17 protein-coding genes are annotated in these 19338 nt (G+C 70.9%); 7 read left to right on the plus strand and 10 right to left on the minus strand.

What is annotated here, in order from left to right; genetic code table 11:
• Window positions 1–2 precede the first annotated feature (2 nt).
• The 3 genes from ssb to EV699_RS19780 all read left to right on the plus strand — a co-directional run bounded on the left by ssb (window position 3) and on the right by EV699_RS19780 (window position 2585).
• The gene (ssb, locus tag EV699_RS00260) at window positions 3–479 is read left to right on the plus strand and encodes a single-stranded DNA-binding protein (protein WP_132537944.1); all 477 of its coding nucleotides are present in this window, start codon (window positions 3–5) and stop codon (window positions 477–479) included.
• Window positions 480–1274: 795 nt separating this feature from the next.
• Entirely contained in the window at window positions 1275–2426 is a 1152-nt protein-coding gene (locus EV699_RS00265; protein ID WP_132537945.1) for a PEP-CTERM sorting domain-containing protein, read from the plus strand.
• Between the two features lie 15 nt (window positions 2427–2441).
• Window positions 2442–2585, plus strand: coding sequence for a hypothetical protein (locus tag EV699_RS19780; RefSeq protein WP_165903968.1), 144 nt, complete (start codon window positions 2442–2444; stop codon window positions 2583–2585).
• Between the two features lie 236 nt (window positions 2586–2821).
• On the opposite strand, the gene EV699_RS00270 is transcribed toward EV699_RS19780, so the two are convergent.
• Genes EV699_RS00270 through EV699_RS00285 form a run of 4 tightly spaced genes read right to left on the minus strand, consistent with a single transcriptional unit; the run spans window position 2822 to window position 8681 of the window.
• Window positions 2822–3463 (minus strand): peroxiredoxin, encoded by a 642-nt coding sequence (locus EV699_RS00270; protein WP_132537946.1) that lies wholly within the window; start codon window positions 3461–3463, stop codon window positions 2822–2824.
• Between the two features lie 55 nt (window positions 3464–3518).
• Window positions 3519–5039: a nitronate monooxygenase gene (locus EV699_RS00275; RefSeq protein WP_132537947.1), complete on the minus strand. Its 1521-nt coding sequence runs from the start codon at window positions 5037–5039 to the stop codon at window positions 3519–3521.
• Window positions 5020–6828, minus strand: coding sequence for an assimilatory sulfite reductase (NADPH) hemoprotein subunit (gene cysI, locus EV699_RS00280; RefSeq protein ID WP_132537948.1), 1809 nt, complete (start codon window positions 6826–6828; stop codon window positions 5020–5022). Before cysI ends, EV699_RS00275 begins: the two co-directional genes overlap by 20 nt.
• A 20-nt stretch (window positions 6829–6848) precedes the next feature.
• Window positions 6849–8681 carry an assimilatory sulfite reductase (NADPH) flavoprotein subunit gene (locus tag EV699_RS00285; protein ID WP_132537949.1) on the minus strand — a complete coding sequence of 611 codons (1833 nt, stop codon included), beginning with the start codon at window positions 8679–8681 and terminating at the stop codon, window positions 6849–6851.
• 141 nt (window positions 8682–8822) lie between these two features.
• Between EV699_RS00285 and EV699_RS00290 the strand changes: the two genes are divergently transcribed.
• Window positions 8823–9782, plus strand: a complete 960-nt coding sequence (locus tag EV699_RS00290) for a LysR family transcriptional regulator (protein WP_132537950.1) — start codon at window positions 8823–8825, stop codon at window positions 9780–9782.
• A 99-nt stretch (window positions 9783–9881) separates the two neighbouring features.
• Here EV699_RS00290 and EV699_RS00295 read toward each other — a convergent pair whose 3' ends face one another.
• From EV699_RS00295 to EV699_RS00310, 4 genes are all read right to left on the minus strand, one after another.
• Complete coding sequence (locus EV699_RS00295; RefSeq protein ID WP_132537951.1) at window positions 9882–10901, minus strand: TRAP transporter substrate-binding protein; 1020 nt, start codon at window positions 10899–10901, stop codon at window positions 9882–9884.
• A 136-nt stretch (window positions 10902–11037) separates the two neighbouring features.
• The gene (locus EV699_RS00300; protein WP_132537952.1) at window positions 11038–12096 is read right to left on the minus strand and encodes a tartrate dehydrogenase; all 1059 of its coding nucleotides are present in this window, start codon (window positions 12094–12096) and stop codon (window positions 11038–11040) included.
• A 25-nt stretch (window positions 12097–12121) separates the two neighbouring features.
• On the minus strand, window positions 12122–13591 hold the full coding sequence (locus EV699_RS00305) for a protein adenylyltransferase SelO (RefSeq protein WP_132537953.1): 1470 nt from the start codon (window positions 13589–13591) through the stop codon (window positions 12122–12124).
• Between the two features lie 54 nt (window positions 13592–13645).
• A complete protein-coding gene (locus EV699_RS00310) occupies window positions 13646–14461 on the minus strand; it encodes a M48 family metalloprotease (protein WP_132537954.1) in 816 nt (271 codons plus the stop codon).
• A gap of 127 nt (window positions 14462–14588) precedes the next feature.
• On the opposite strand from EV699_RS00310, the gene EV699_RS00315 reads away from it, so the two are divergent.
• Window positions 14589–16364 carry an ABC transporter ATP-binding protein gene (locus tag EV699_RS00315; protein ID WP_132537955.1) on the plus strand — a complete coding sequence of 592 codons (1776 nt, stop codon included), beginning with the start codon at window positions 14589–14591 and terminating at the stop codon, window positions 16362–16364.
• A gap of 223 nt (window positions 16365–16587) precedes the next feature.
• Here the strand turns inward: EV699_RS00315 and EV699_RS00320 are convergent, their stop codons facing one another.
• Both EV699_RS00320 and EV699_RS00325 read right to left on the minus strand, forming a co-directional pair.
• Window positions 16588–16872 carry a DUF6763 family protein gene (locus EV699_RS00320; RefSeq protein ID WP_132537956.1) on the minus strand — a complete coding sequence of 95 codons (285 nt, stop codon included), beginning with the start codon at window positions 16870–16872 and terminating at the stop codon, window positions 16588–16590.
• Window positions 16873–17014: 142 nt separating this feature from the next.
• The gene (locus EV699_RS00325; protein WP_132537957.1) at window positions 17015–17314 is read right to left on the minus strand and encodes an antibiotic biosynthesis monooxygenase family protein; all 300 of its coding nucleotides are present in this window, start codon (window positions 17312–17314) and stop codon (window positions 17015–17017) included.
• Between the two features lie 520 nt (window positions 17315–17834).
• On the opposite strand from EV699_RS00325, the gene EV699_RS00330 reads away from it, so the two are divergent.
• Together EV699_RS00330 and EV699_RS00335 are read left to right on the plus strand one after the other, a co-directional pair.
• Window positions 17835–18314 (plus strand): PEP-CTERM sorting domain-containing protein, encoded by a 480-nt coding sequence (locus EV699_RS00330; RefSeq protein ID WP_132537958.1) that lies wholly within the window; start codon window positions 17835–17837, stop codon window positions 18312–18314.
• A 176-nt stretch (window positions 18315–18490) separates the two neighbouring features.
• Window positions 18491–19309: a class I SAM-dependent methyltransferase gene (locus EV699_RS00335; protein ID WP_132537959.1), complete on the plus strand. Its 819-nt coding sequence runs from the start codon at window positions 18491–18493 to the stop codon at window positions 19307–19309.
• Window positions 19310–19338 lie beyond the last annotated feature (29 nt).

The raw sequence follows: 19338 nt of genomic DNA on the forward strand, positions 1-19338 counted from the left end.
CCATGGCCAGAGGCATCAACAAGGTCATCCTCGTCGGCAACCTCGGGCAGGACCCCGAAGTCCGCTACATGCCGAGCGGCGACGCGATCGCCAACCTGCGCATCGCCACCACCGACTCGTGGACCGACAAGCAGACCGGGCAGAAGCAGGACCGCACCGAGTGGCACTCGGTGGTGCTGTTCAAGAAGCTCGCCGAGATCGCCGGCGAGTACCTGCGCAAGGGCTCGCAGGTCTACATCGAAGGCAGCCTGCGCACCCGCAAGTGGCAGGACAAGGAAGGCAAGGACCGCTACACCACCGAGATCGTCGCCACCGACATGCAGATGCTCGGCGGCAAGGGCGGCGGCGGCAGCGCCCCCTACGAGCGCGACGACGCCGCTCCCGCCGCCCCGCGCGGCAAGCCGGCCCCGGCCGCCAAGCCCGCCGCCGGCAACCCCGGCGGCTTCGACGACGTGCTGGACGACGACATCCCGTTCTAAAAAATCACTTATCGCGGCCCCCTGAATCCGAAGTGGATTCAGGGGTTCTTGATTTTTCAGATTTACTGATATCTGCCTACGACTTCGTCGCCCCAGGCCCTGACGTGTCCGGCACGGCACCGCCAACACCGGCGGGGCGCGCGTGCCGGGCTCATGCTGCGCAACCCAATGCCCAGTGGATCGAGGCCTGTACATCATTCCCCCCGCCGGCCGCGAAACTCAGTGAGAACAAGCCCATGCTTGTCCGGCGAGAAAAGCGCGCACCGAGTGGTGCTCGCTTGCATGGCTCGATGAACGAGGGTTTTGTCGAAAACCTTTACACTGAAAAATGGACTTCCAGCGTGGCACGTAGACCGTGCTTCCGCGTCCATGCGACCTCTGTTGATTCAGATCAGGCTCGTAGCCGATCAATGAATTGACTAAGCGCAATAAGGCAGCATCGACTCCTTGCGCAATAAAAAAATACTACCAGCAGTTAATTTGGCATTGAATTCTCATGTCGATTTCAACCGTCGTCGTCGGCAACTTTTACAATGTGAGCCGAATAGGCAGGGTCAGGCGTGATCGCTGGGCGAGAACTCCAGCAATTGCCGACGTGGTGCGCTGCTTGCTTCATGTAAAAAACCGTGTCCGTCCGGATCGGTCGGGGCGCCCATAGAGAGTTCGATGCCCATCGTGCCTCGTGCAATCTCGGAGAGGCAGCAGGACTCCGCGCGCAAGTTTTAAATGAGTTTTGGCCGAGAGCGCATCCGCCGCTGACGGACCCAATGCCTCGGCGAGGCAGGAGCAATGACCATGACTGCAAGCCATCTCAAGTTGATCTCCGCCGCAGCACTCGCGGTGACGCTGGCGCCAATGGCGAGCCACGCCTCCGTGTTCGGCACGCTCGGCAATTTCGATGTCGTCAACGACACCGGCAGTACCGCGCACGGCTTCGAGATCGATCTCGAAGGTCTGACATCTTCCGACGTTACAGACACGTTCGGCGGCCCAGGCCGCGGCTTCCCGACCACCGTCGAGCGTTATGGCTCACCGACTATCTCCGACTACGGCACCGGGGTGCGCATCACCTATCAAAGCGGCATCACGGGCGGCTCTTGGGACGTCGGCACGCTGAGCGGCGCTTTCAACACGCCGGGCGAAAGCTGCTGGACCGGTGGCGGCGGCAACTACCCCAACATTCCGTGCGACCACTTCGGTGTCGGAACGAGCAAGAACCCAACGAATACGACCTACAAGTGGCTGGTCGAATCGTCGCCCGGCTCGCTGTCGCTCAGCCCGGTCATTGCCACGGTTCCGGCGCCGACGTGGACCGTGACCCCGGCGCCGCCGCCGCCGCCCGGCCAGCCGGCGCCGCCGCCTCTGGTCGGGGCCCTGATCCCGGCGCCGGTGGTGATACCGCCGCCGTCGCCCGAAGCGCCTGACCCCCAGTTTGGCACGCCGATCTGGGTCAAGGTGTTCACTACCGAGTACGAACATAAGGTCGGTCTGGAGGATCTGGTTGCCAACAGCCCCTTGGTTCCGGACGAAAATAATGGGGAGACCGAGATCGAGTGGCAATTGATGCAATTCGATCCGGGCAACCCGAACGGTGGTCTCAACGAACTCAATAACGAGAAGGAAGCCGGCGCCAATGCCGAGTCGGTGCTGCGGCGCTACGAGTTCTTCAAGTACATCGGCGTGCTGAGTGATGATGGCGCCGGCGAGGCACTGTGCGAGGATCCGACAATTGGTCCGGCCTGTGGCCCACAAAGCCTGTTTGACCCGACGCTCTACGGCGTCGGCGACTTTATCGGCGCGCAGAACGCGGCGGTGAACCTGAATGGCAACCCCGTGATTGGCCCGGTGGTTGGCGTCTCCGAGCCCGAGACCTGGGCGCTGATGCTGGCGGGCCTCGGGGTTGTCGGCCGGGTCGGTCGGCGGCGATCTGCGTCGAGTCGCAAATGACCGGGTAATTCTCCGGTGCTTTCGCCGCACCGGAGGCTGAACGCCCGCCGCAAGGCCGCGGCCGAGACGCGGGCCAAGGCGGGCGAGCCGTTCATGCTCGCCCGCGAGGCGAATGATCTGCGGCTGTGCATCGAGGAAATGCTGTCGCGGAGATGGTGAAAACGCCCAACCATCGGCTGCAGCGGATGCGCGTCGGGTCTGCGCAGCGCATCTCGACGGGCGCAGCAGGCCCGATGCGCAGGGCGAACCGGAGCCCTTGAACACGCTGTAGAAGCACGGGATGGGCGCCCGCGAAGCCGGGATGCTCGACAGGCATGGTGAGCGGGCGCCCAACGACCTCTACTCGACTTTTCGTTACCGGTGGCGTGTTCCTGCCGGGTGCCTGGCACCGGCGCTCAGCGGCCGGGGTGGGGCGTCAGGCGCAGGTACGGGCGTTCGGCCCGGTAGCCCTTGGGGAATTTTGCGCGGATCTCCGCCTCGTCCTGGATCGACGGCGGGATCACCACCTCGTCGCCCGGCTGCCAGTTGCCGGGGGTGGCCACCGTGTGCGCATCGGCCAGTTGCAGCGCGTCGATGACGCGCAGGATCTCGTCGAAATTGCGCCCCACGTTCAGCGGGTAGGTCAGCGTCAGCCGCAGCTTCTTCGCCGGGTCGATGATGAACACGGTGCGCACCGTCACGGTGGTCGATTCGCCGGCGTGGATCATCTGGTACAGCGACGCGACCTTGCGGTCCTGGTCGGCGATGATCGGGAAGCCGACCACGGTGTGCTGCGTCGCCTCGATGTCCTTGATCCAGGCGCGGTGCGACGCGGCATCGTCGACGGAGAGCGCGATGGCCTTGACGTTGCGCCTGTCGAACTCGGCCTGGAGCCTGCCGGTCAGGCCCAGCTCGGTGGTGCACACCGGCGTGAAATCGGCCGGGTGCGAAAACAGGACGACCCACGCATCACCCGCCCAGGCGTGGAAGCGGATCGGGCCGATGGACGAGTCCTGTTCGAAATCGGGGATGGTGTCGCCGAGGTAGAGCTGGCGCATGGCGTGATCTCCGTTGATGCCCCTGGTTCAGGGCGGGTTTGTTGGAACGCCCCGCTCAGGCCGGCGGCAGCAGGGCGTCGACCGTGTCGATGTTGGCTTCGTGGGCGACCAGCATGCCGATGAGGTCGTCGCGCAGGGCGGCGTCCTCGACGACGGTCAGCAGTTCGCGCAGCTTCCTGACCACCCAGCCCTGCCCGCGGTTGAGGAATGCCAGGCGTTCATGCAGGTCGCCGATGGCCATGGCCTTGTCGTAAAACGCCCCGGTGCGCGCGCTGGGCGTGCCCTGCAGCCGCCGGATGTGGCGCGTCAGCATGGCGCACCATTTCGCCTCGTCGTGGTGGACGAGCTCGATCGCGCGCTTCAGCACCGCGTCCTGCGCCTGCGCCGCCATGCGCAGCGCCACGCGGGCACCGGCGCGCTCGGCTTCGAGCAGCTCGTCGAGCCGCGCCAGCAGGGTGCGCAGGTGCGCGTCCCGGGCTTCCTGCTGGCGCTCGAACTCGGCCGCGTAGCAGACCGGGGACGCGAACTCGATCGGTTCGGGCGCGTCGGGCGCGCGGGGGCGCAGCCGGCCCGCGGCCTCGGCCACGAGGCGTGCGATGCGATGCGCCGCGGGCTCCAGCGTGCGGATGCTGCCGACGCCCGTGCCGGCGTACAGCGCCATGGCCTCGAAGTCACCCGTCATCGACTGCAACGGTGAATCGGTGCTGAACAGGTAGATGGGGCGCCCTTGCTCCTCGCCGATCACCGTGCGGCGCGCGGCGGACGGCTCGCCGTGCTCGCCGCGCGTGACGCTGTTGGGCAGCACCCGCACCGGCGCGTGGGGCGGCCAGTTGATGCGGAAGGCCTCCGTGAGCACGGTGTCGCTGCCCTGCGCCTCCAGCAGGCGCTGCTTGTGGTAGTCGTGGGCGCAGGACTCCTCGGTCGCGAGCAGCGCGGTGCCGAGCACGGCAGCCTGCGCACCCTGCGCCAGCACGCGGGCGACGCCCGCGCCGTCGGCGATGCCGCCCGCCGCCGCCACCGGCACGCGCGCGACCACCCGCACCTCGGCCAGCACCTGCGCCAGCGGCTGCCGGGCGCGCACGTGGCCGCCGGCCTCGATGCCCTGCGCGATCAGCACGCCCGCGCCGGCCCGCTGCGCCAGTCGCGCCTCGAGCGCCGAGCCGACCTGGTAGACCACGAGGATGCCCGCGTCGCGCAGCCTGCCGACCACCTCGGGCAGCACGTCCCAGAACAGGCCGACCACCGGCACGCCCAGCTCGATGCACAGCTCGACCTGCGCGGCCAGCAGCGCCGGCGGCGTGGCCGCGGGGATCAGGTTGACGCCGAACGGGCGCCCGGTGCGCCGGCGCACGCGCGCCACCTCGTCGCGGATCAGCGCGAGCGGCTCGCGCACCATGCCGAGGAAGCCGAAGCCGCCGGCTTGCGTAACGGCCGCCACCAGCGCCGAACGGGCCACGCCGCCCATGCCGGCCAGGATCAGCGGGTAGCGGCAGCCGAGCAGCTCGCACAGCGGCGTGTGCAGGATGGCTTGCGCAGGGTCGTCGCCGGCCTGCGCGTCACGCCGTGGCGTCGACATGCGGGTACCCCTTCTGCCTGGGCCTGCCCGGGGCCTCGCCCGGGTTCGGCGTCTTGAAGTCCGGCCCGTCGCGCACCGCGCTGACGTAGCCGGCGCGGATGACGAAGTCGCCGAAGCGTTCGCCCTCGCGGCGGTCGTGCGCGAAATGACCGAGCATCTCGTCCAGCGCGGCGACGATCGCCGCCTCGACGGCGTTCTCCAGGTAGAGGCGGCCGAGCCGCTGGCCGTGGAAGCCGCCGCCGAGGTAGAGGTTGTAGCGGCCGATCGCCCGACCGGTGAGCGCGATCTCCCCGACGTAGGGGCGCGCGCAGCCGTTCGGGCAGCCGCTCACCCGCAGCGTGATCGGCTCCTGCAGCAGCCCGTGGCGCGCCAGGATCGGCTCCAGCCGGGCCAGCAGGGTCGGCAGGTAGCGCTCGCTCTCGGCCATCGCCAGGCCGCAGGTGGGCAGCGCCACGCAGGCGATGGCGTGGCGGCGCAGGGCGCTCGCCTGTTCGAACGCGAGCAGCCCGTGCTCCTGCAGCAGCCGCTCGATCTCCGGGCGCTGCGCCGGGGCGATGCCGGCGACGACGAGGTTCTGGTTGGTGGTGAGGCGGAAGCTGCCCCGGTGCACCCGCGCCACCGCGCGCAGGCCGTCGAGCCACGCGGTGCCGGGGCGATCGACGAGGCGCCCGCAGGGCACGAGCAGCGTCGCGTGCCAGTGACCGGTCTCGTCCTGCTGCCAGCCGAACGGATCGCCGTTGCTGGTGAACGCATACGGCCGCGCCGGCTCCAGCGCCTGGCCCAGCCGGCGCTCGATCTCGGCCTTGATCCACGCCAGGCCGTGATCGTGGAGGGTGTACTTGAAGCGGGCATGGGCGCGGTTGCTGCGGTCGCCATGGTCGCGCTGCACGCCCATCACGGCGTCGCAGACGGCCAGCACCCGGTCCGCGCCGACGAAGCCGATCACCTGCGCCAGCGCCGGCCAGGTGCCGTTGACGCGGTCGGTATGCCCGAGGCCGCCGCCGATCGCGACGTTGAACCCGGTGAGCCGGCCCGCCTCGGCGATGGCGATGAAGCCCAGGTCCTGCGCGTAGACGTCGATGTCGTTGCAGGGTGGGATGACGAAGCCGATCTTGAACTTCCGCGGCAGGTAGGTGGGGCCGTAGAACGGCTCCTCGGGCTCCGGGCCGACGATGCGCTCCTCGCCGTACCAGATCTCGTGGTAGGCGCGCAGCCGCGGGATCGTGTGGTCGCTGGTCCGCCTGGCCAGCGCATGGACCTGGGCGTGCAGCGCCGACTGCGCCGGGTCGACCGAGCAGACCACGCCGCGCGCGTCGTCGCCGCAGGCCGACAGGCTGTCCAGCAGCACCTCGTGCAGCCCCTGCAGCGTCTCGCGCAGGGCGTGCTTGAGCACCCAGTGGAACTGGAGCGTGCCGCGCGTGGTGATGCGCAGCGAGCCGTTGCCGTACGCCCGCGCCAGCTCGTCGAGCCTGAGCCACTGCGCCGGCGTGCACACGCCGCCCGGCATGCGCACCCGGATCATGAACTGGTAGGCGGGCTCCAGCTTCTGGCGCCGCCGCTCCTCGCGCAGGTCGCGGTCATCCTGCTGGTAGATGCCGTGGAACTTCAGCAGCTTGGCGTCGCGGTCGGCGACGGCGCCGGTGATGCGGTCGAGCAGGCTCTGCGGGATCGTGCCGCGCAGGTGGTCGCTCGTCGCCTTGAGGCGCTCGTCGGCATCGAGCCGCTCCAGCGGCTGGCTGATGTCGCGGCTGCGGTCGGGCAGGGCCGGGGAGGGGGTGGACGGCTTCATCGGGGTTCGGGGCTCTCCGCTCAATACACGTCGCGCTGGTAGCGGTGGTCGTCCTGCAGGCGGCGCAGGTAGTCGTGCGCCGCCTCCAGATCCCGGCCGCCGTGCTGCATGACGATCTCGGCCAGCGTGCGATGCACGTCGGGCGCCAGGCGCTCGGCATCGCCGCAGACGTAGACGTGGGCGCCTTCCTCCAGCCAGGCGTAGAGCTCGCGCGAGCGCTCCAGCAGCCGGTGCCAGACGTAGGTCTTGCCCGCGCCGTGGTGCGCATCGCGCGAAAAGGCGACGTCCATGCGCGCCAGCAGGCCGTCCCTGAGCCAGCCCTGCCATTCGGTCTGGTACAGGAAGTCGGTGCGGAACCGGCGCTCGCCGAAGAACAGCCAGGCGCGGCCCGCGGCGCCGCGCACCTCGCGCTCCTGCAGGAAGGCCCGGTAGGGCGCCACGCCCGTGCCGGCGCCGATCATGACGATGGGCACGTCGTCCGCCGGCAGCCGGAAGTGCCGGGAGGGCTGCACGTACACCGGCACCTGCGCGTCGGGCCGCCCCAGCGCGGCCAGGTAGCCCGAGGCCACGCCGGTGCGTGGTTGCCCGTGCAGCTCGTAGCGCACGCTGGCCACCGTCAGGTGCACCTCGTCGGGGACGGCGGCGGCGCTGGAGGCGATCGAGTACAGGCGCGGCTGCAGCGGGCGCAGCGCGGCGACCAGCGCCGCCGCGTCCAGGCCCGGCGCCGGGTGGCTGCGCATGACGTCGACCACGTGGTGGCTGCGGGCGAACGCGGTGCGCTCGGCGGCGTACCGCGGCAGGCTCAGCTGCCGCAGCTCGCCGGCGCCCGAGCGCTGCGCCCACTGTTCGAGGAAGCGCGGCGTCACCGCCACCAGGTCCAGCTCGGTCGCGAGGGCCTGGCCGAGCGGCAGCGACTGCCCCTTGAGCTCGACGGGCGCGTCGTCGGACAGGCCGGCCAGGTCGAGCACCGTGCGCACCAGGGCCGGGTCGTTCTGCGGCAGCAGGCCGAGCGCGTCGCCCGGCTCGTAGCGCAGCCCCGAGCCTGCGAGCGACAGTTCGAGGTGCCGCACCTCCTTCGACGAGCCGCGGCCGGTCAGCACGAGGCTGTCGATCACGCGGGCGGCGAAGGGGCGGTGCTTGTCATGCGGCGCCGGTGCAGAGGCGCCACCGGCCGGTGCCCCCGGTGCCGCCGCCACCGCCGGGGCGGCCGTCGCCGCGAGCCGCTGCAGGACATCGGCGCGCCAGGCGGTGGCGGCCTCCTCGTAGTCGACGTCGCAGTCGACGCGCGGCTGCAGCCGCTCGGCCCCCAGCGCCTGCAGCCGCGCGTCCAGCCGCCGGCCGGCGGCGCAGAAGTGTTCGTAGGTGGAGTCGCCCAGCGCCAGCACCGCATAGCGCACGGCGTCGAGCCGCGGCGCCTTGCGCCCCTCGATGAACTCGAAGAACGCCGCGGCCGGCTGCGGCGGATCGCCGTCGCCGTAGGTGCTGGTGACGATCAGCAGATCCTGCATCTCGCCGAGCTGGCGGGGCTTGCAGTCGGCCATGTCGAGCAGCGCGACCGCGTGCCCGTGCGCGCCGAGCTGCGCGGCCAGCGCCTGGGCGACGGCGGCGCTGTTGCCGGTCTCGCTGCCGTAGAGCACGGTCACGTGGCGGCTCCCGGCCGCCGCCGGCGCCCGCGCGACCGTGGACGCCGGAACGGCGTCGGCCCGGACGGTGCCGCGGCCGTGCGCGACGCCGACGAAGAAACCGCCCAGCCAGTGCAGTCGTTCGGTGTCGAGCCCGTCCGCCAGCGCGCGGGCGGTGGACCATTGCGCGTCGCTCAGCACGGGTTCGGTCAGCTTCGGTGGGTTCGCCATGGCGCATCCTGTCAGGGCCGTCACGCAGCCGCGTGGCGCGCCCGCGATCAGATTCACGAGGCGGTCGATGGTGAAAGATCAATTGAAATCAATCAAATGAATACTTATTCTGATTAAAAGCAAAAGTGTTGTTATGAAACGATGGATATCGAACTGGCCCGCACCTTTCTGGAGATCATCGCCAGCGGCAGCTTCGGCGCCGCCGCCGAGCGGCTGCACGTGACCCAGACGGCGGTCAGCGCCCGGGTGCGTTCGCTGGAGCAGCAGATCGGCCGGCCGCTGTTCGTGCGCAACAAGGCCGGCGCGCGGCTGACGCCGGCGGGGGAGCGCTTCGTGCGCCATGCCAACCGCCTGGTGCAGGGCTGGGAGCGCGCGCGCCAGCACGTCGCCCTGCCGCCGGGGCGCAAGGACGGCATCAGCCTGGGGGGCGAGCTGAGCCTGTGGCATCCACTGCTGGCCGACTGGCTCGCCTGGATGCACTACATCTGCCCCGAGGTGGCGCTGCGCACCGACGTCGACGCGCCGCAGCGGCTGCTCGAGCGCGTCGAGGACGGCTCGCTCGACATGGCGCTGCTCTACAACCCGCCACAGCGGCCGGGACTGGTGTGCGAGCTGCTGCTGGAAGAAAAGCTGGTGATGGTGACCAACCGGGCCGACGGCACGCTCGACAGCGGGCAGTACGTCTACGTCGACTGGGGGCCGAACTTCGCGGCCAACCACGAGGCGGCGTTTCCGGATCACCCCAACCCGCCGGTGGCCATTTCGCTGGGGCCGCTGGCGCTGACCTACGTGCTGAGCGTCGGCGGCGCGGGCTACTTCCGCGCCGGCACCGTGGCGCCCTTCCTGGAAAAGGGCGAACTGTTCCGCGTCCGCGGGGTGCCGGAGTTCTCCCATTCGGTCTACGTGGTCTACGCCGCGGAGTATGACGGCGAGGTGCTGTCACGCGCCCGCGAAGGCCTCCACGTCGTCGCCCGGCAGGAACAGTACCCCGGCCCCAGCCAGCCCATCGCGGCACGCCCGCCGGTGGCGCAGGGGGGCCGGACGCGACCTGAAACCCCGTGGTCGGCATCTGGACCCGCACCGGACGGCGCTGCCGGGTGATCCCGGCCATCGCCTGCCCGTAGCCCCCGCCGCGGACGACGCCGGCAACGTTGTTGTTATCTCGGGCATCCTTTCCCGTTCCGGGGCGCGGCGGCGGGGTTATTGCCCGCGCACCTTCGCGAGTTCGGCCTTCAGTTCGTCGACCAGGCCGGCGCCGATTTCCCCGGCGTACTTGTCGGCAACGGGTTGCGCCTTGGCGCGCATCTTCGCGAGTTCCTCCGGCGGCAACTCGGTGACCTGCATGCCGCTCTGCTTCAGCGCGTCAAGCGCCTTGGCATCGAGTTCGCGCAGCATCGCGCGCTGGTAGCCGCGGGATTCGTCCGCGGCGTCCTGCAGGATCTTCTGCTCGTCGGCGGAGAGCTTGTCCCAGAACTTCTTGCTGACCAGCAAGACCTGCGCGTTGTACAGGTGGCGGGTCAGCGCGAGGTACTTCTGCACTTCGTAGTACTTCTGCATCTGGATGAAGCCGAGGGGCGCATCGCTGCCGTCCACCGTCTTCTGTTCGAGGGCGGTATAGAGCTCGGGGATCGCCAGTGGCACTGCATTGGCGCCCAGGGCGTTGATGAAATCGATGAACAGCGGCGTCTGGCTGACGCGGATCTTCAAGCCCGCGATGTCCTCGACCTTGGTGATCGGTCGCCGGTTGTTCGTCAGCTGGCGGAAGCCGAATTCGTAGTAACCGAGGCCGACCAGGCCCTTCTCGGGCAGCCTGGCGAGCAGCTTCTTCCCCAGCGGGCCGTCGAGAACCGCGTCGGCTTCCTTCTCGTCGTTGAACAGGAACGGAAAATCGAGCACGAGGAAATCCTTGGTGATTCCCGCCAGCAGGCTGGTGACCAGGACCGTCATCTCGACCGTGCCGCCCTGCAGCGACGACAGCATCTGCAGGTCGCCGCCCAGCGCGCCGCCCGCGAAGAGTTTCACCTTGAGCCTGTTGCCGCTCTTCTGGGCGACCAAGTCAGCGAAGCGCTGCGCACCGAGGCCGATCGGATGCTGCTGCACCGGCAGGAAGGCGAGCTTGATCTGCCGCTCCTGGACGTCGGCGCTGCCGGGCGCCGGGAGCAGTGCGACGGCCGCGAAAAGGAACGCTTGCAGGGTGTGGCGCAGGTCCAGCAGGCGCATGGACGGACGGGTTCGCTTCGGCATGTTTCTGTCCCTTGGTGATGTGGGGGGATGGCTTGACTGCCCGTTCGCCACGCCAGGCGGCCCGCCGCCGGCGCATCGCCCGGTGCACGGCACGTCGTCGCGCGCCAGCGCCTCAGCCGTCCGCCAGCGCCGCCGCCACCGCCGCGGCGACCTCTGCGGTGCTCGCGCGGCCGCCCATGTCGGGGGTGGCGACGCGGCCGGCGCCGGTCACCGCTTCCATCGCCGCGATGATCGCGGCGCCGGCGGCGGCTTCGCCGAGGTGTTCGAGCATCAGGGCGCCGGCCCAGATCGTCGCCAGCGGGTTGGCCAGCCCGCGCCCGGCGATGTCGGGGGCGGAGCCGTGCACCGGCTCGAACATCCCGGGCACGCCACCGCCGGGGTTGACGTTGGCCGAGGCGGCGAAGCCGAGGCCGCCCTGGATGGCGGCGCCGATGTCGGTGAGGATGTCGCCGAACAGGTTCGACGCCACCACCACGTCGAGCGAGGCGGGGTGGGTGATCAGCCGCGCGGCGATGGCGTCGACGTGGTAGCGCGTGCACTGGACGTCGGCGTACTCGGCGGCGAGCTGCTCGGTGACCTCGTCCCAGAACACCATGGTGTGCTTCTGCGCGTTGGACTTGGTCACCGAGGCGAGCCGGCCGCTGCGCCGGCGCGCCTGCTCGAAGCCGTGGCGCAGCACGCGCTCGACGCCGCGGCGCGTGAAGATCGAGGTCTCCACCGCGACCTCGTGCGGCGTGCCGACGTGCACGCGCCCGCCGGCACCGCTGTACTCGCCCTCGGTGTTCTCGCGGATCACCAGCAGGTCGAAGTCCTCGGCGCGCAGCGGCCCGCGCACGCCGGGCAGCAGGCGGTGCGGGCGGGCGTTCACGTAGAGGTCGAAGGCCTTGCGGATCGGCAGCAGCAGCCCGTGCAGCGAGACGCTGTCGGGCACCGTCGCCGGCCAGCCGACCGCGCCGAGCAGGATGGCGTCGAAGGCGCTCAGCCGCTCCAGGCCGTCGGCGTCCATCATCCGGCCGTGCGCGAGGTAGTGGGCGCATGACCACGGGAAGGCCTCGGCGGCGAGCGCGAAGCCGTGGCGCGCCGCGGCGGCGGCGAGCACCTGCCAGGCGGCGTCGACCACCTCGGTGCCGATGCCGTCGCCGGGGATCAGGGCGATACGGTACTGCCGCATGGCGGGCCCTCCGTCGGTGCCGGGTTCAGGACGAGCAGCTCACCGCGATGTGCCGGCCCCAGTCGGGCGGCTCGGCGGCGTAGGCCGCGCCGTCCGGGTGTTCGTCGAACGGTGCCTGCAGCACGCGCAGCAGGCGGTCGACCTCGCCGAGGTCGCCGGCCTGCGCGCGCTCGATCGCGGTCTGTGCCAGGTAATTGCGTAGCACGTACTTCGGGTTGGTGCGCCGCATCCGTGCCTGACGCTCGGCGTCGACCGAGCCCTCGGCGCGCAGCCGGGCGGTGTAGCGCGCCGCCCAGGCGTCGAAGGCCTCGCGGTCCGGGACGTGGTCGCGCAGCGCGTGGCGCTCGGCATCGAGCGCGAGTTCGCAAAGTGCGCGGAAGCCGTTGGTGTAGTCGAGGCCGAAGCGCGCGAGCAGCGCGAGCCAGTCCTCGACCAGCTCCTCGTCGCCGTCGCGCGTCTCGGCCAGGCCGAGCTTGGCCGCGAGCAGCGCCTGCCGGTGCGCGAGGTAGGCCGGTGCGTAGTCGTCGAGCGCGGCGCGCAGCGCGTCGTGGTCGGCGATGATCGGCGCCAGCGCGTTGGCGAGCGCGGCGAGGTTCCACCAGCCCACGCGCGGCTGCTGGTCGAAGGCGTAGCGCCCGGCGTCGTCCGAGTGGTTGCAGATGAAGCCGGGCCGGTAGGCGTCGAGGAAGCCGAACGGGCCGTAGTCGAGGGTCAGCCCGAGGATGCTCATGTTGTCGGTGTTCATCACGCCGTGGGCGAAGCCCACCGCCTGCCACTGCGCGATCAGCCGCGCGGTGCGCCGCACCACCTCGGCGTACCAGGCGGCTCGGCGCTCGGCCTCGGGCAGCCCGGCGAGCGCCGGGAAGTGCTGGGCGATGACGTGGTCGGCGAGCCGCGCGGCGTGCTCGGGGCGGCCGGTGTAGCTGAAGAACTCGAAGTGGCCGAAGCGCACGTGGCTCGGCGCCAGGCGCGTCAGCACCGCGGCGGTCTCGACGGTCTCGCGGTACACCGGCCCGTCGGTGCCGACCAGGCACAGCGCGCGCGTGGTCGGGATGCCGAGGCCGTGCATCGCCTCGGAGCACAGGTACTCGCGGATCGTCGAGCGCAGCACCGCGCGGCCGTCGCCCATGCGCGAGTACGGCGTCAGCCCGGCGCCCTTGAGCTGCATCTCCCAGCGTTCGCCGCGGGCGTTGACCACCTCGCCGAGCAGCAGCGCGCGGCCGTCGCCGAGCTGCGGCACGTACACGCCGAACTGGTGGCCGGCGTAGACGGTCGCGATCGGCTCGGCGCCCGGCAGCGGCGCGTGGCCGCTGAAGCGCAGGGCGAAGTCGTCGCGCGCGGCCTCGGCGGGGTCGAGGTCGAGCAGCGCGCAGGCGGCGGGGTTCACGTGCAGCAGCGTCGGGCGCCCGTGCGGCTGCGGCGCGACGCGGCTGAAGTAGGCGTCCGGCAGGCGGGCGTAGGTGTTGTCGAAGGCGAGGTCGTCGAGGGTGCGCATGCCGCGATCATCGTCCCCCGGCGCGCGGGCGGCAACGGCGCGCGCGGCGCCGGCTCAGCCGCAGGCGGGGCGGTGGCCCTGGCCCCCGGCTTCGTCGTAGGCCGGCAGGGCCTGCGCCGCCCCGGCTTCGAGCGCCTTCAGCCGCGCGCGGTCGAGCGGGTGCACGCCGAGGAAGCGCGGCGCGCGCAGGCCCTGCGCGTAGTCCATCGTCGTCGCGGTGTCGAAGTCCTGCCACAGCGCGAGCATGCCGCGCGGGTGGAAGCCCGCGCGTGCCATCAGCGCGAACGCGGCGCGGTCGGTCGCGGCTTCCTGCTCGCGGTCGTAGGACGGCGGGTAGCCGTCCCGGCCGGTGGCGAGCAGCCGGCGCATCTCCTCGCCGAGGGCGCTGCCCGCGGCCTGCTGCGCCGCCTGCGCGCTGGCATAGTGGGCGAGGGTGTGGGCGATCGCGCCGGCCATCGGCTCCTGGTCGTAGGGGACGGCGCTTTCGGGGCGCGACTCGAAGGCGTTGGCGATCTTGCCGAAAATGCCCTTCTCGTGGCGCACCAGCGTCAGCAGGCCGGCGCTGACGACGAGCCCGCGGCCCGGCAGCGCGACCACGTTGGCCGCCGGGTCGTCGATCACGATCACCTGCCAGCGCGACGGGTCGTCGGGCAGCTGCTGGATCAGCGCATCGGCCACGCAGCGCACGAAGCGGTTCATCGCGAGGTCGCGCGCCGGGCGCACGCCGGTGAGGATGCGGTCGAGCACGGCCACGCCCGCCGCGTCGATCTGCGCGGTGCTCATCGCGGTGCCGACCGGCGGCGCCGGCGGCTCGGTGGCGCAGGCGCCGAGGGCGAGGGTGAGCACGAGCGGGAGCAGGCGACGGCGCATCGGGTTTCTCCTGGGGCGGCGCGGTGCGCGATGGTACGCCGCGCCGCGCGAGCCGGGCTAGCCGCGCCGCTCGCGCGGTGCGCGGCGTATCATCGCCACCCCCGTAGCCGCGAGGAGCGCCGCTCCGATGCATGCCCTGCAGCGCCTCTGGCACCACGCGCGCGCCTACCGCCGCGACATCCGCCTCGCCACGCTGTACTCGGCGCTCAACAAGCTCTTCGACATCCTCCCCGAGGTGCTGATCGGCGTGGCGGTGGACAGCGTCGTCAACCGCGGCGACGCCCTGCTCGGGCGCCTCGGCCTGCCCGACGTCAAGCACCAGCTGCTGCTGCTCGGCGCGCTGACCATCGCGATCTGGGTGTGCGAGTCGCTGTTCGAGTACCTGTACTCGCTGAAGTGGCGCGGCCTCGCGCAGGCGCTGCAGCACGACCTGCGCCTCGAAGCCTACGACCACGTCCAGCACCTGGACCTCGGCTGGTTCGAGGAGCGCAGCACCGGCAACCTGCTGGCGATCCTCAACGACGACATCAACCAGCTCGAGCGCTTCCTCAACGGCGGCGCCAACCAGATCATCCAGGTGTTCTGCTCGTCGCTGCTGGTCGGCCTGGTGTTCTTCGTGCTGACGCCGCAGATCGCGGTGCTGGCGCTGGTGCCGGTGCCCTTCATCCTCTACGGCGCCTTCTTCTTCCAGCGCCGGCTGGCGCCGCGCTACGCCGCGGTGCGCGAGCAGGCCGGGCGCGTCAACGGGCGGCTCAACAACAACATCCTCGGCGTGGCGACGATCAAGGCCTTCACCGCCGAGGACTACGAGCTCGACCGCATCCGCGCCGAGAGCGACGCCTACCGCGAGGCCAACCACGCGGCGATCGCCTGGAGCGCGGCGATCACCCCGGTGATCCGCATGGCGATCATGGCCGGCTTCGTCGCCACGCTGGTCTACGGCGGCTGGCTGACGCTCGACGGCGAGCTCGCGGTCGGCGCCTACAGCGTGCTGGTGTTCCTGACCCAGCGCCTGCTGTGGCCGCTCACCGGGCTCGCCGAGATCACCGACCTCTACCAGCGCTCGATGGCCTCGATCGACCGCGTGCTCGGCCTGCTCGAAACCCCGGTGCGCAGCGCCGGCGGGCGCACCCCGCTGCCGCGCGCCGCGGTGCGCGGCGAGCTGGAGTTCGACGACGTGAGCTTCGCCTACGGCACGCAGCCGGTGCTCGAACACGTCACGCTGCGCATCCCCGCCGGCCACACCGTGGCGTTCGTCGGCAACACCGGTTCGGGCAAGACCACGCTGGCGAGGCTGCTGCTGCGCTTCTTCGAGATCGAACGCGGCGCGATCCGCCTCGACGGGCGCGACATCCGCGAGCTCGACCTGCGCGACCTGCGTCACGCGATCGGCTTCGTCAGCCAGGACAGCTTCCTCACCGAAGGCACGGTGGCCGACAACATCGCCTACGGCAGCTTCGGTGCCTCGCGCGCGGCGATTGTCGCCGCCGCGCAGGCCGCCGAGGCGCACGAGTTCATCGAACGCCTGCCGCAGGGCTACGACACCGCGATCGGCGAGCGCGGCCAGAAGCTCTCCGGCGGCCAGCGCCAGCGCCTCGCCCTCGCCCGCGCGATCCTCAAGGACGCGCCGATCCTCGTGCTCGACGAGGCCACCTCGGCGGTCGACAACGAAACCGAGGCGGCGATCCAGCACTCGCTGGAGCAGATGGTGGTGGGGCGCACGACGCTGCTGATCGCGCACCGGCTGTCCACCGTGCGCCATGCCGACCGCATCTGCGTGCTGGAGCGCGGGCGCATCGTCGAGGCGGGCACCCACGAGCAACTGCTCGCCCGGGGCGGCAGCTACGCCGCGCTGTGGCGGCTGCAGACCGGCGAGCGCGGCGGCGCCCCGCAACCGGCCTGAGGCCAGGGGTACGACGGTGCAGGAACCCTCACCCCCCACCCCTCTCCCAGGGGGAGAGGGGCCAAAACGCCCGGCCTTCGCCCCCTTTCAGCCTTCCCCCTCGGGGGGAAAGGGCCGGGGATGAGGGTTTTCCACGGCCTTGCGACCGATTCAGACCCGGTCCCCGCCCCCGGAGGCGGGGGAGAGGAGGGCGCCGGGCGGTTTCGACCGATGCGCGGGGCGCTCAGTCGAGGCCGCGCAAGGGGTCGTCGTGGCCGTTGCGCGCGCTGGCGACGTCGCCGAAGCCGAGGTCGGATTCGTCGTCGAAGGCGCCGGCCCAGTCCTCGGGAGCCTCGACCGCTTCGAGCAGGCGTTCGTACCAGTCGTCGGCGTCGATCTCCTCGATCTCGCCGTCCTGGTACTGCACCTCGACGGTGCGGCCGTCCTCGTCGTAGGCGACGACTTCGAACAGCGCGCGGGATTCGAGGTCGCGGTACCAGGTACCGACGATCGGGTCCACTTCGCTCATGGGGGCGGCCTCCGGGGGTGAAGTCCTGACGATGGTGCCGGAACCCCGCGCGCCCTCTGGGCGGCGCGGGCTGCTGGCACTTTACTACCTTGTGCGGCCCCGGGCGCCAGTCCGGCGGCGATCGGGCGCAGCGCCCGCCGCGTCAGAACCCGTCGAAGACCCGGTAGGTGTGCTCGACCTCGGGCGGCGCCTCGAAGCAGTGCCCGACCAGCGCGCGCCAGGCCTGGAAGTCGCTCGAACCGCGGAACGCCACCGTATGGTCTTCGAGCGTCGCCCAGGCGACGACCAGCCGGTAGCGGCTGGGCTTTTCGATCGAGCGCTGCAACTCCAGGTGCAGGCAGCCCTGTGCACGCCTGAACAGCGGTGCCGCCTGCGCCACCCCGGCCTCGAACGCCTCCTCCAGGCCGGCCTTGACGTCGATCTGTGCGATTTCGGTGATCATCGATGCGGTGCCTCGCGGGTCGCTGCTGACGGAGGGTGCCCGCCGCGCGGCGGCGGGGGGACAGGACAAGCGTAGGCGCCCGCGGCGTCGGGGGCGGTGACCCTTTCCGACCGGAACCGGATGCCTCGCGCGTGGTGCGCCGCACAGGCAGGCGGAACGGCCTTGGGCGAAGGCGCGTGGTCGCGAGCCGGCGCCGACTCGCCGATCGCCGCGGCCATCCATCCCCGGTCTGCTCCGTCGCTCCTGTCCCGCGCCATGCCGTTGTGCGGATGATCGCGGGCGATGAGCACGTGAGCGTCTGGATTCTTTACGACGGTTCGAGCGCGCTGAACGCTGCCCGGAAAGCAACCGGCTGATTCCAAAAATGGCACGACGCCTGGTGTGGAAGGTGCATGTTGGGGCATGCAGATGGTTTCACCGACTACCGGGGGCGTTCGAAATGACAATATCAAGAGCGATTGATCGGGCACTCGGACTGGGATTCTGCCTTTTCGTCGCCGGCACGGCGCCGGCACACGCCGTGTACTGGAACGTCTTCAACATCGAAGGCGAATCGGCCCTCAGCGCGCAGATCGTCACCTATGCCGGTCTGAACGACATGCTGACCGACACCAACCGGCTCGGCGTGTTCACCCCGAATCCCGGCGGCTTCGGCACCAATATCGTGGATTCGGGCTCGGACGGCACGACGTACTGGAACGTCTTCAACATCGAAGGCGAATCGGCGCTCAGCGCGCAGATCGTCACCTATGCCGGCCTGAACGACATGCTGACCGACACCAACCGGCTCGGCGTGTTCACCCCGAATCCCGGTGGCTTCGGCACCAATATCGTGGGCTCGGGTTCGGATGTCCTGCCGGACGACGTGCCCGTCGCCGTGCCCGAGCCGGCCGGCTTCGCGTCGTTCGGGCTCGGCCTGGCGGCGATGCCCTTCTGGCTGCGGCGTTGCAGGCGGGGCGATGCGGCCACGAGGGGGGACGTCGCGCGGGTACCGGCATGATGGGAGCCGCCTGACGCCGCAGCGGCCGCGGCTTCAACGTCCGCATCGAACCCCTGCGGGGCGCTCTGCCCCGCGATCGCGGCAGGTGGAGCCGGTGGCGGGGCCCGCTACGCTTGTGGCAGGGCGGGACGTCGTCACCGGGCGGCCGGGGCCGCTTCCGCCGCGCGGAGGCTGGTATGCATGCCGTTGCGTCGGATCGCGTCTTCGCGGGTTCCATCCCGCCGTTCTACGAACGTTACCTGGTGCCGCTGATCTTCGCGCCGTATGCCGTGGAGCTGGCCTCCCGCGTCGCGCAGCGCGCGCCCGCCCGGGTGCTCGAAATCGCCGCCGGCACCGGGGTGGTGACGCGGCAGCTCGCCGAGGTCCTGCCGGCGACGGCGACGATCGTCGCCACCGACCTGAACCCGCCGATGCTCGATCACGCCGCTGCGCTCGGCACCTGCCGTCCCGTCGAGTGGCGCCAGGCCGACGCCCAGCAGTTGCCGTTCGCCGATGCCACCTTCGACGCGGTGGTCTGCCAGTTCGGGGCCATGTTCTTTCCCGACAAGGCCAGGGCCTTCGCGGAGGCGAAGCGCGTGCTGCGTCCGGGGGGGGCGTTCGTCTTCAACGTGTGGGATCACATCGGCCACAACGAGTTTGCCGATGTCGTCACCGCGGCGCTGGCGGAGGTGTTTCCCGACGATCCGCCGCGGTTCCTCGCGCGCGTGCCGCACGGCTACCACGACACCGCCGCCATCGCCGACGATCTCGCGCGCGGGGGCTTCGCGCGGCCGCCGGCGTTCACGACCGTGGCGGCGCGCAGTCGCGCGGATACGCCGGAGCTTCCGGCCATCGCCTACTGCCAGGGCACGCCGCTGCGCAACGAGATCGAGTCCCGCGATCCCGCGCGCCTCGCCGAGGCCACCGCCGCCGCCGCCGCAGCCCTCGCCCGGTGCTTCGGCACGGGCGCGGTGGACGGCAGGATCCAGGCGCATGTCGTCGTCGTCGAACCCTAGGCCGCCCGTGTCGCCGGGCGGCCGGCGCG

This window comes from Plasticicumulans lactativorans, assembly GCF_004341245.1.
GTDB lineage: Bacteria > Pseudomonadota > Gammaproteobacteria > Competibacterales > Competibacteraceae > Plasticicumulans_A > Plasticicumulans_A lactativorans.

What these genes read in the sequence shown, in the direction of transcription:
- EV699_RS00300 (WP_132537952.1), bottom strand. Translation starts at nt 12,096, where the DNA reads ATGCGGCAGTACCGTATCGCCCTGATCCCCGGCGACGGCATCGGCACC.
- EV699_RS00320 (WP_132537956.1), bottom strand. Translation starts at nt 16,872, where the DNA reads ATGAGCGAAGTGGACCCGATCGTCGGTACCTGGTACCGCGACCTCGAA.
- EV699_RS00305 (WP_132537953.1), bottom strand. Translation starts at nt 13,591, where the DNA reads ATGCGCACCCTCGACGACCTCGCCTTCGACAACACCTACGCCCGCCTG.
- EV699_RS00265 (WP_132537945.1), top strand. Translation starts at nt 1,275, where the DNA reads ATGACTGCAAGCCATCTCAAGTTGATCTCCGCCGCAGCACTCGCGGTG.
- EV699_RS00285 (WP_132537949.1), bottom strand. Translation starts at nt 8,681, where the DNA reads ATGGCGAACCCACCGAAGCTGACCGAACCCGTGCTGAGCGACGCGCAA.
- EV699_RS00290 (WP_132537950.1), top strand. Translation starts at nt 8,823, where the DNA reads ATGGATATCGAACTGGCCCGCACCTTTCTGGAGATCATCGCCAGCGGC.
- cysI (WP_132537948.1), bottom strand. Translation starts at nt 6,828, where the DNA reads ATGAAGCCGTCCACCCCCTCCCCGGCCCTGCCCGACCGCAGCCGCGAC.
- EV699_RS00310 (WP_132537954.1), bottom strand. Translation starts at nt 14,461, where the DNA reads ATGCGCCGTCGCCTGCTCCCGCTCGTGCTCACCCTCGCCCTCGGCGCC.
- EV699_RS00325 (WP_132537957.1), bottom strand. Translation starts at nt 17,314, where the DNA reads ATGATCACCGAAATCGCACAGATCGACGTCAAGGCCGGCCTGGAGGAG.
- EV699_RS00295 (WP_132537951.1), bottom strand. Translation starts at nt 10,901, where the DNA reads ATGCGCCTGCTGGACCTGCGCCACACCCTGCAAGCGTTCCTTTTCGCG.
- ssb (WP_132537944.1), top strand. Translation starts at nt 3, where the DNA reads ATGGCCAGAGGCATCAACAAGGTCATCCTCGTCGGCAACCTCGGGCAG.
- EV699_RS00315 (WP_132537955.1), top strand. Translation starts at nt 14,589, where the DNA reads ATGCATGCCCTGCAGCGCCTCTGGCACCACGCGCGCGCCTACCGCCGC.
- EV699_RS00335 (WP_132537959.1), top strand. Translation starts at nt 18,491, where the DNA reads ATGCATGCCGTTGCGTCGGATCGCGTCTTCGCGGGTTCCATCCCGCCG.
- EV699_RS00270 (WP_132537946.1), bottom strand. Translation starts at nt 3,463, where the DNA reads ATGCGCCAGCTCTACCTCGGCGACACCATCCCCGATTTCGAACAGGAC.
- EV699_RS00275 (WP_132537947.1), bottom strand. Translation starts at nt 5,039, where the DNA reads ATGTCGACGCCACGGCGTGACGCGCAGGCCGGCGACGACCCTGCGCAA.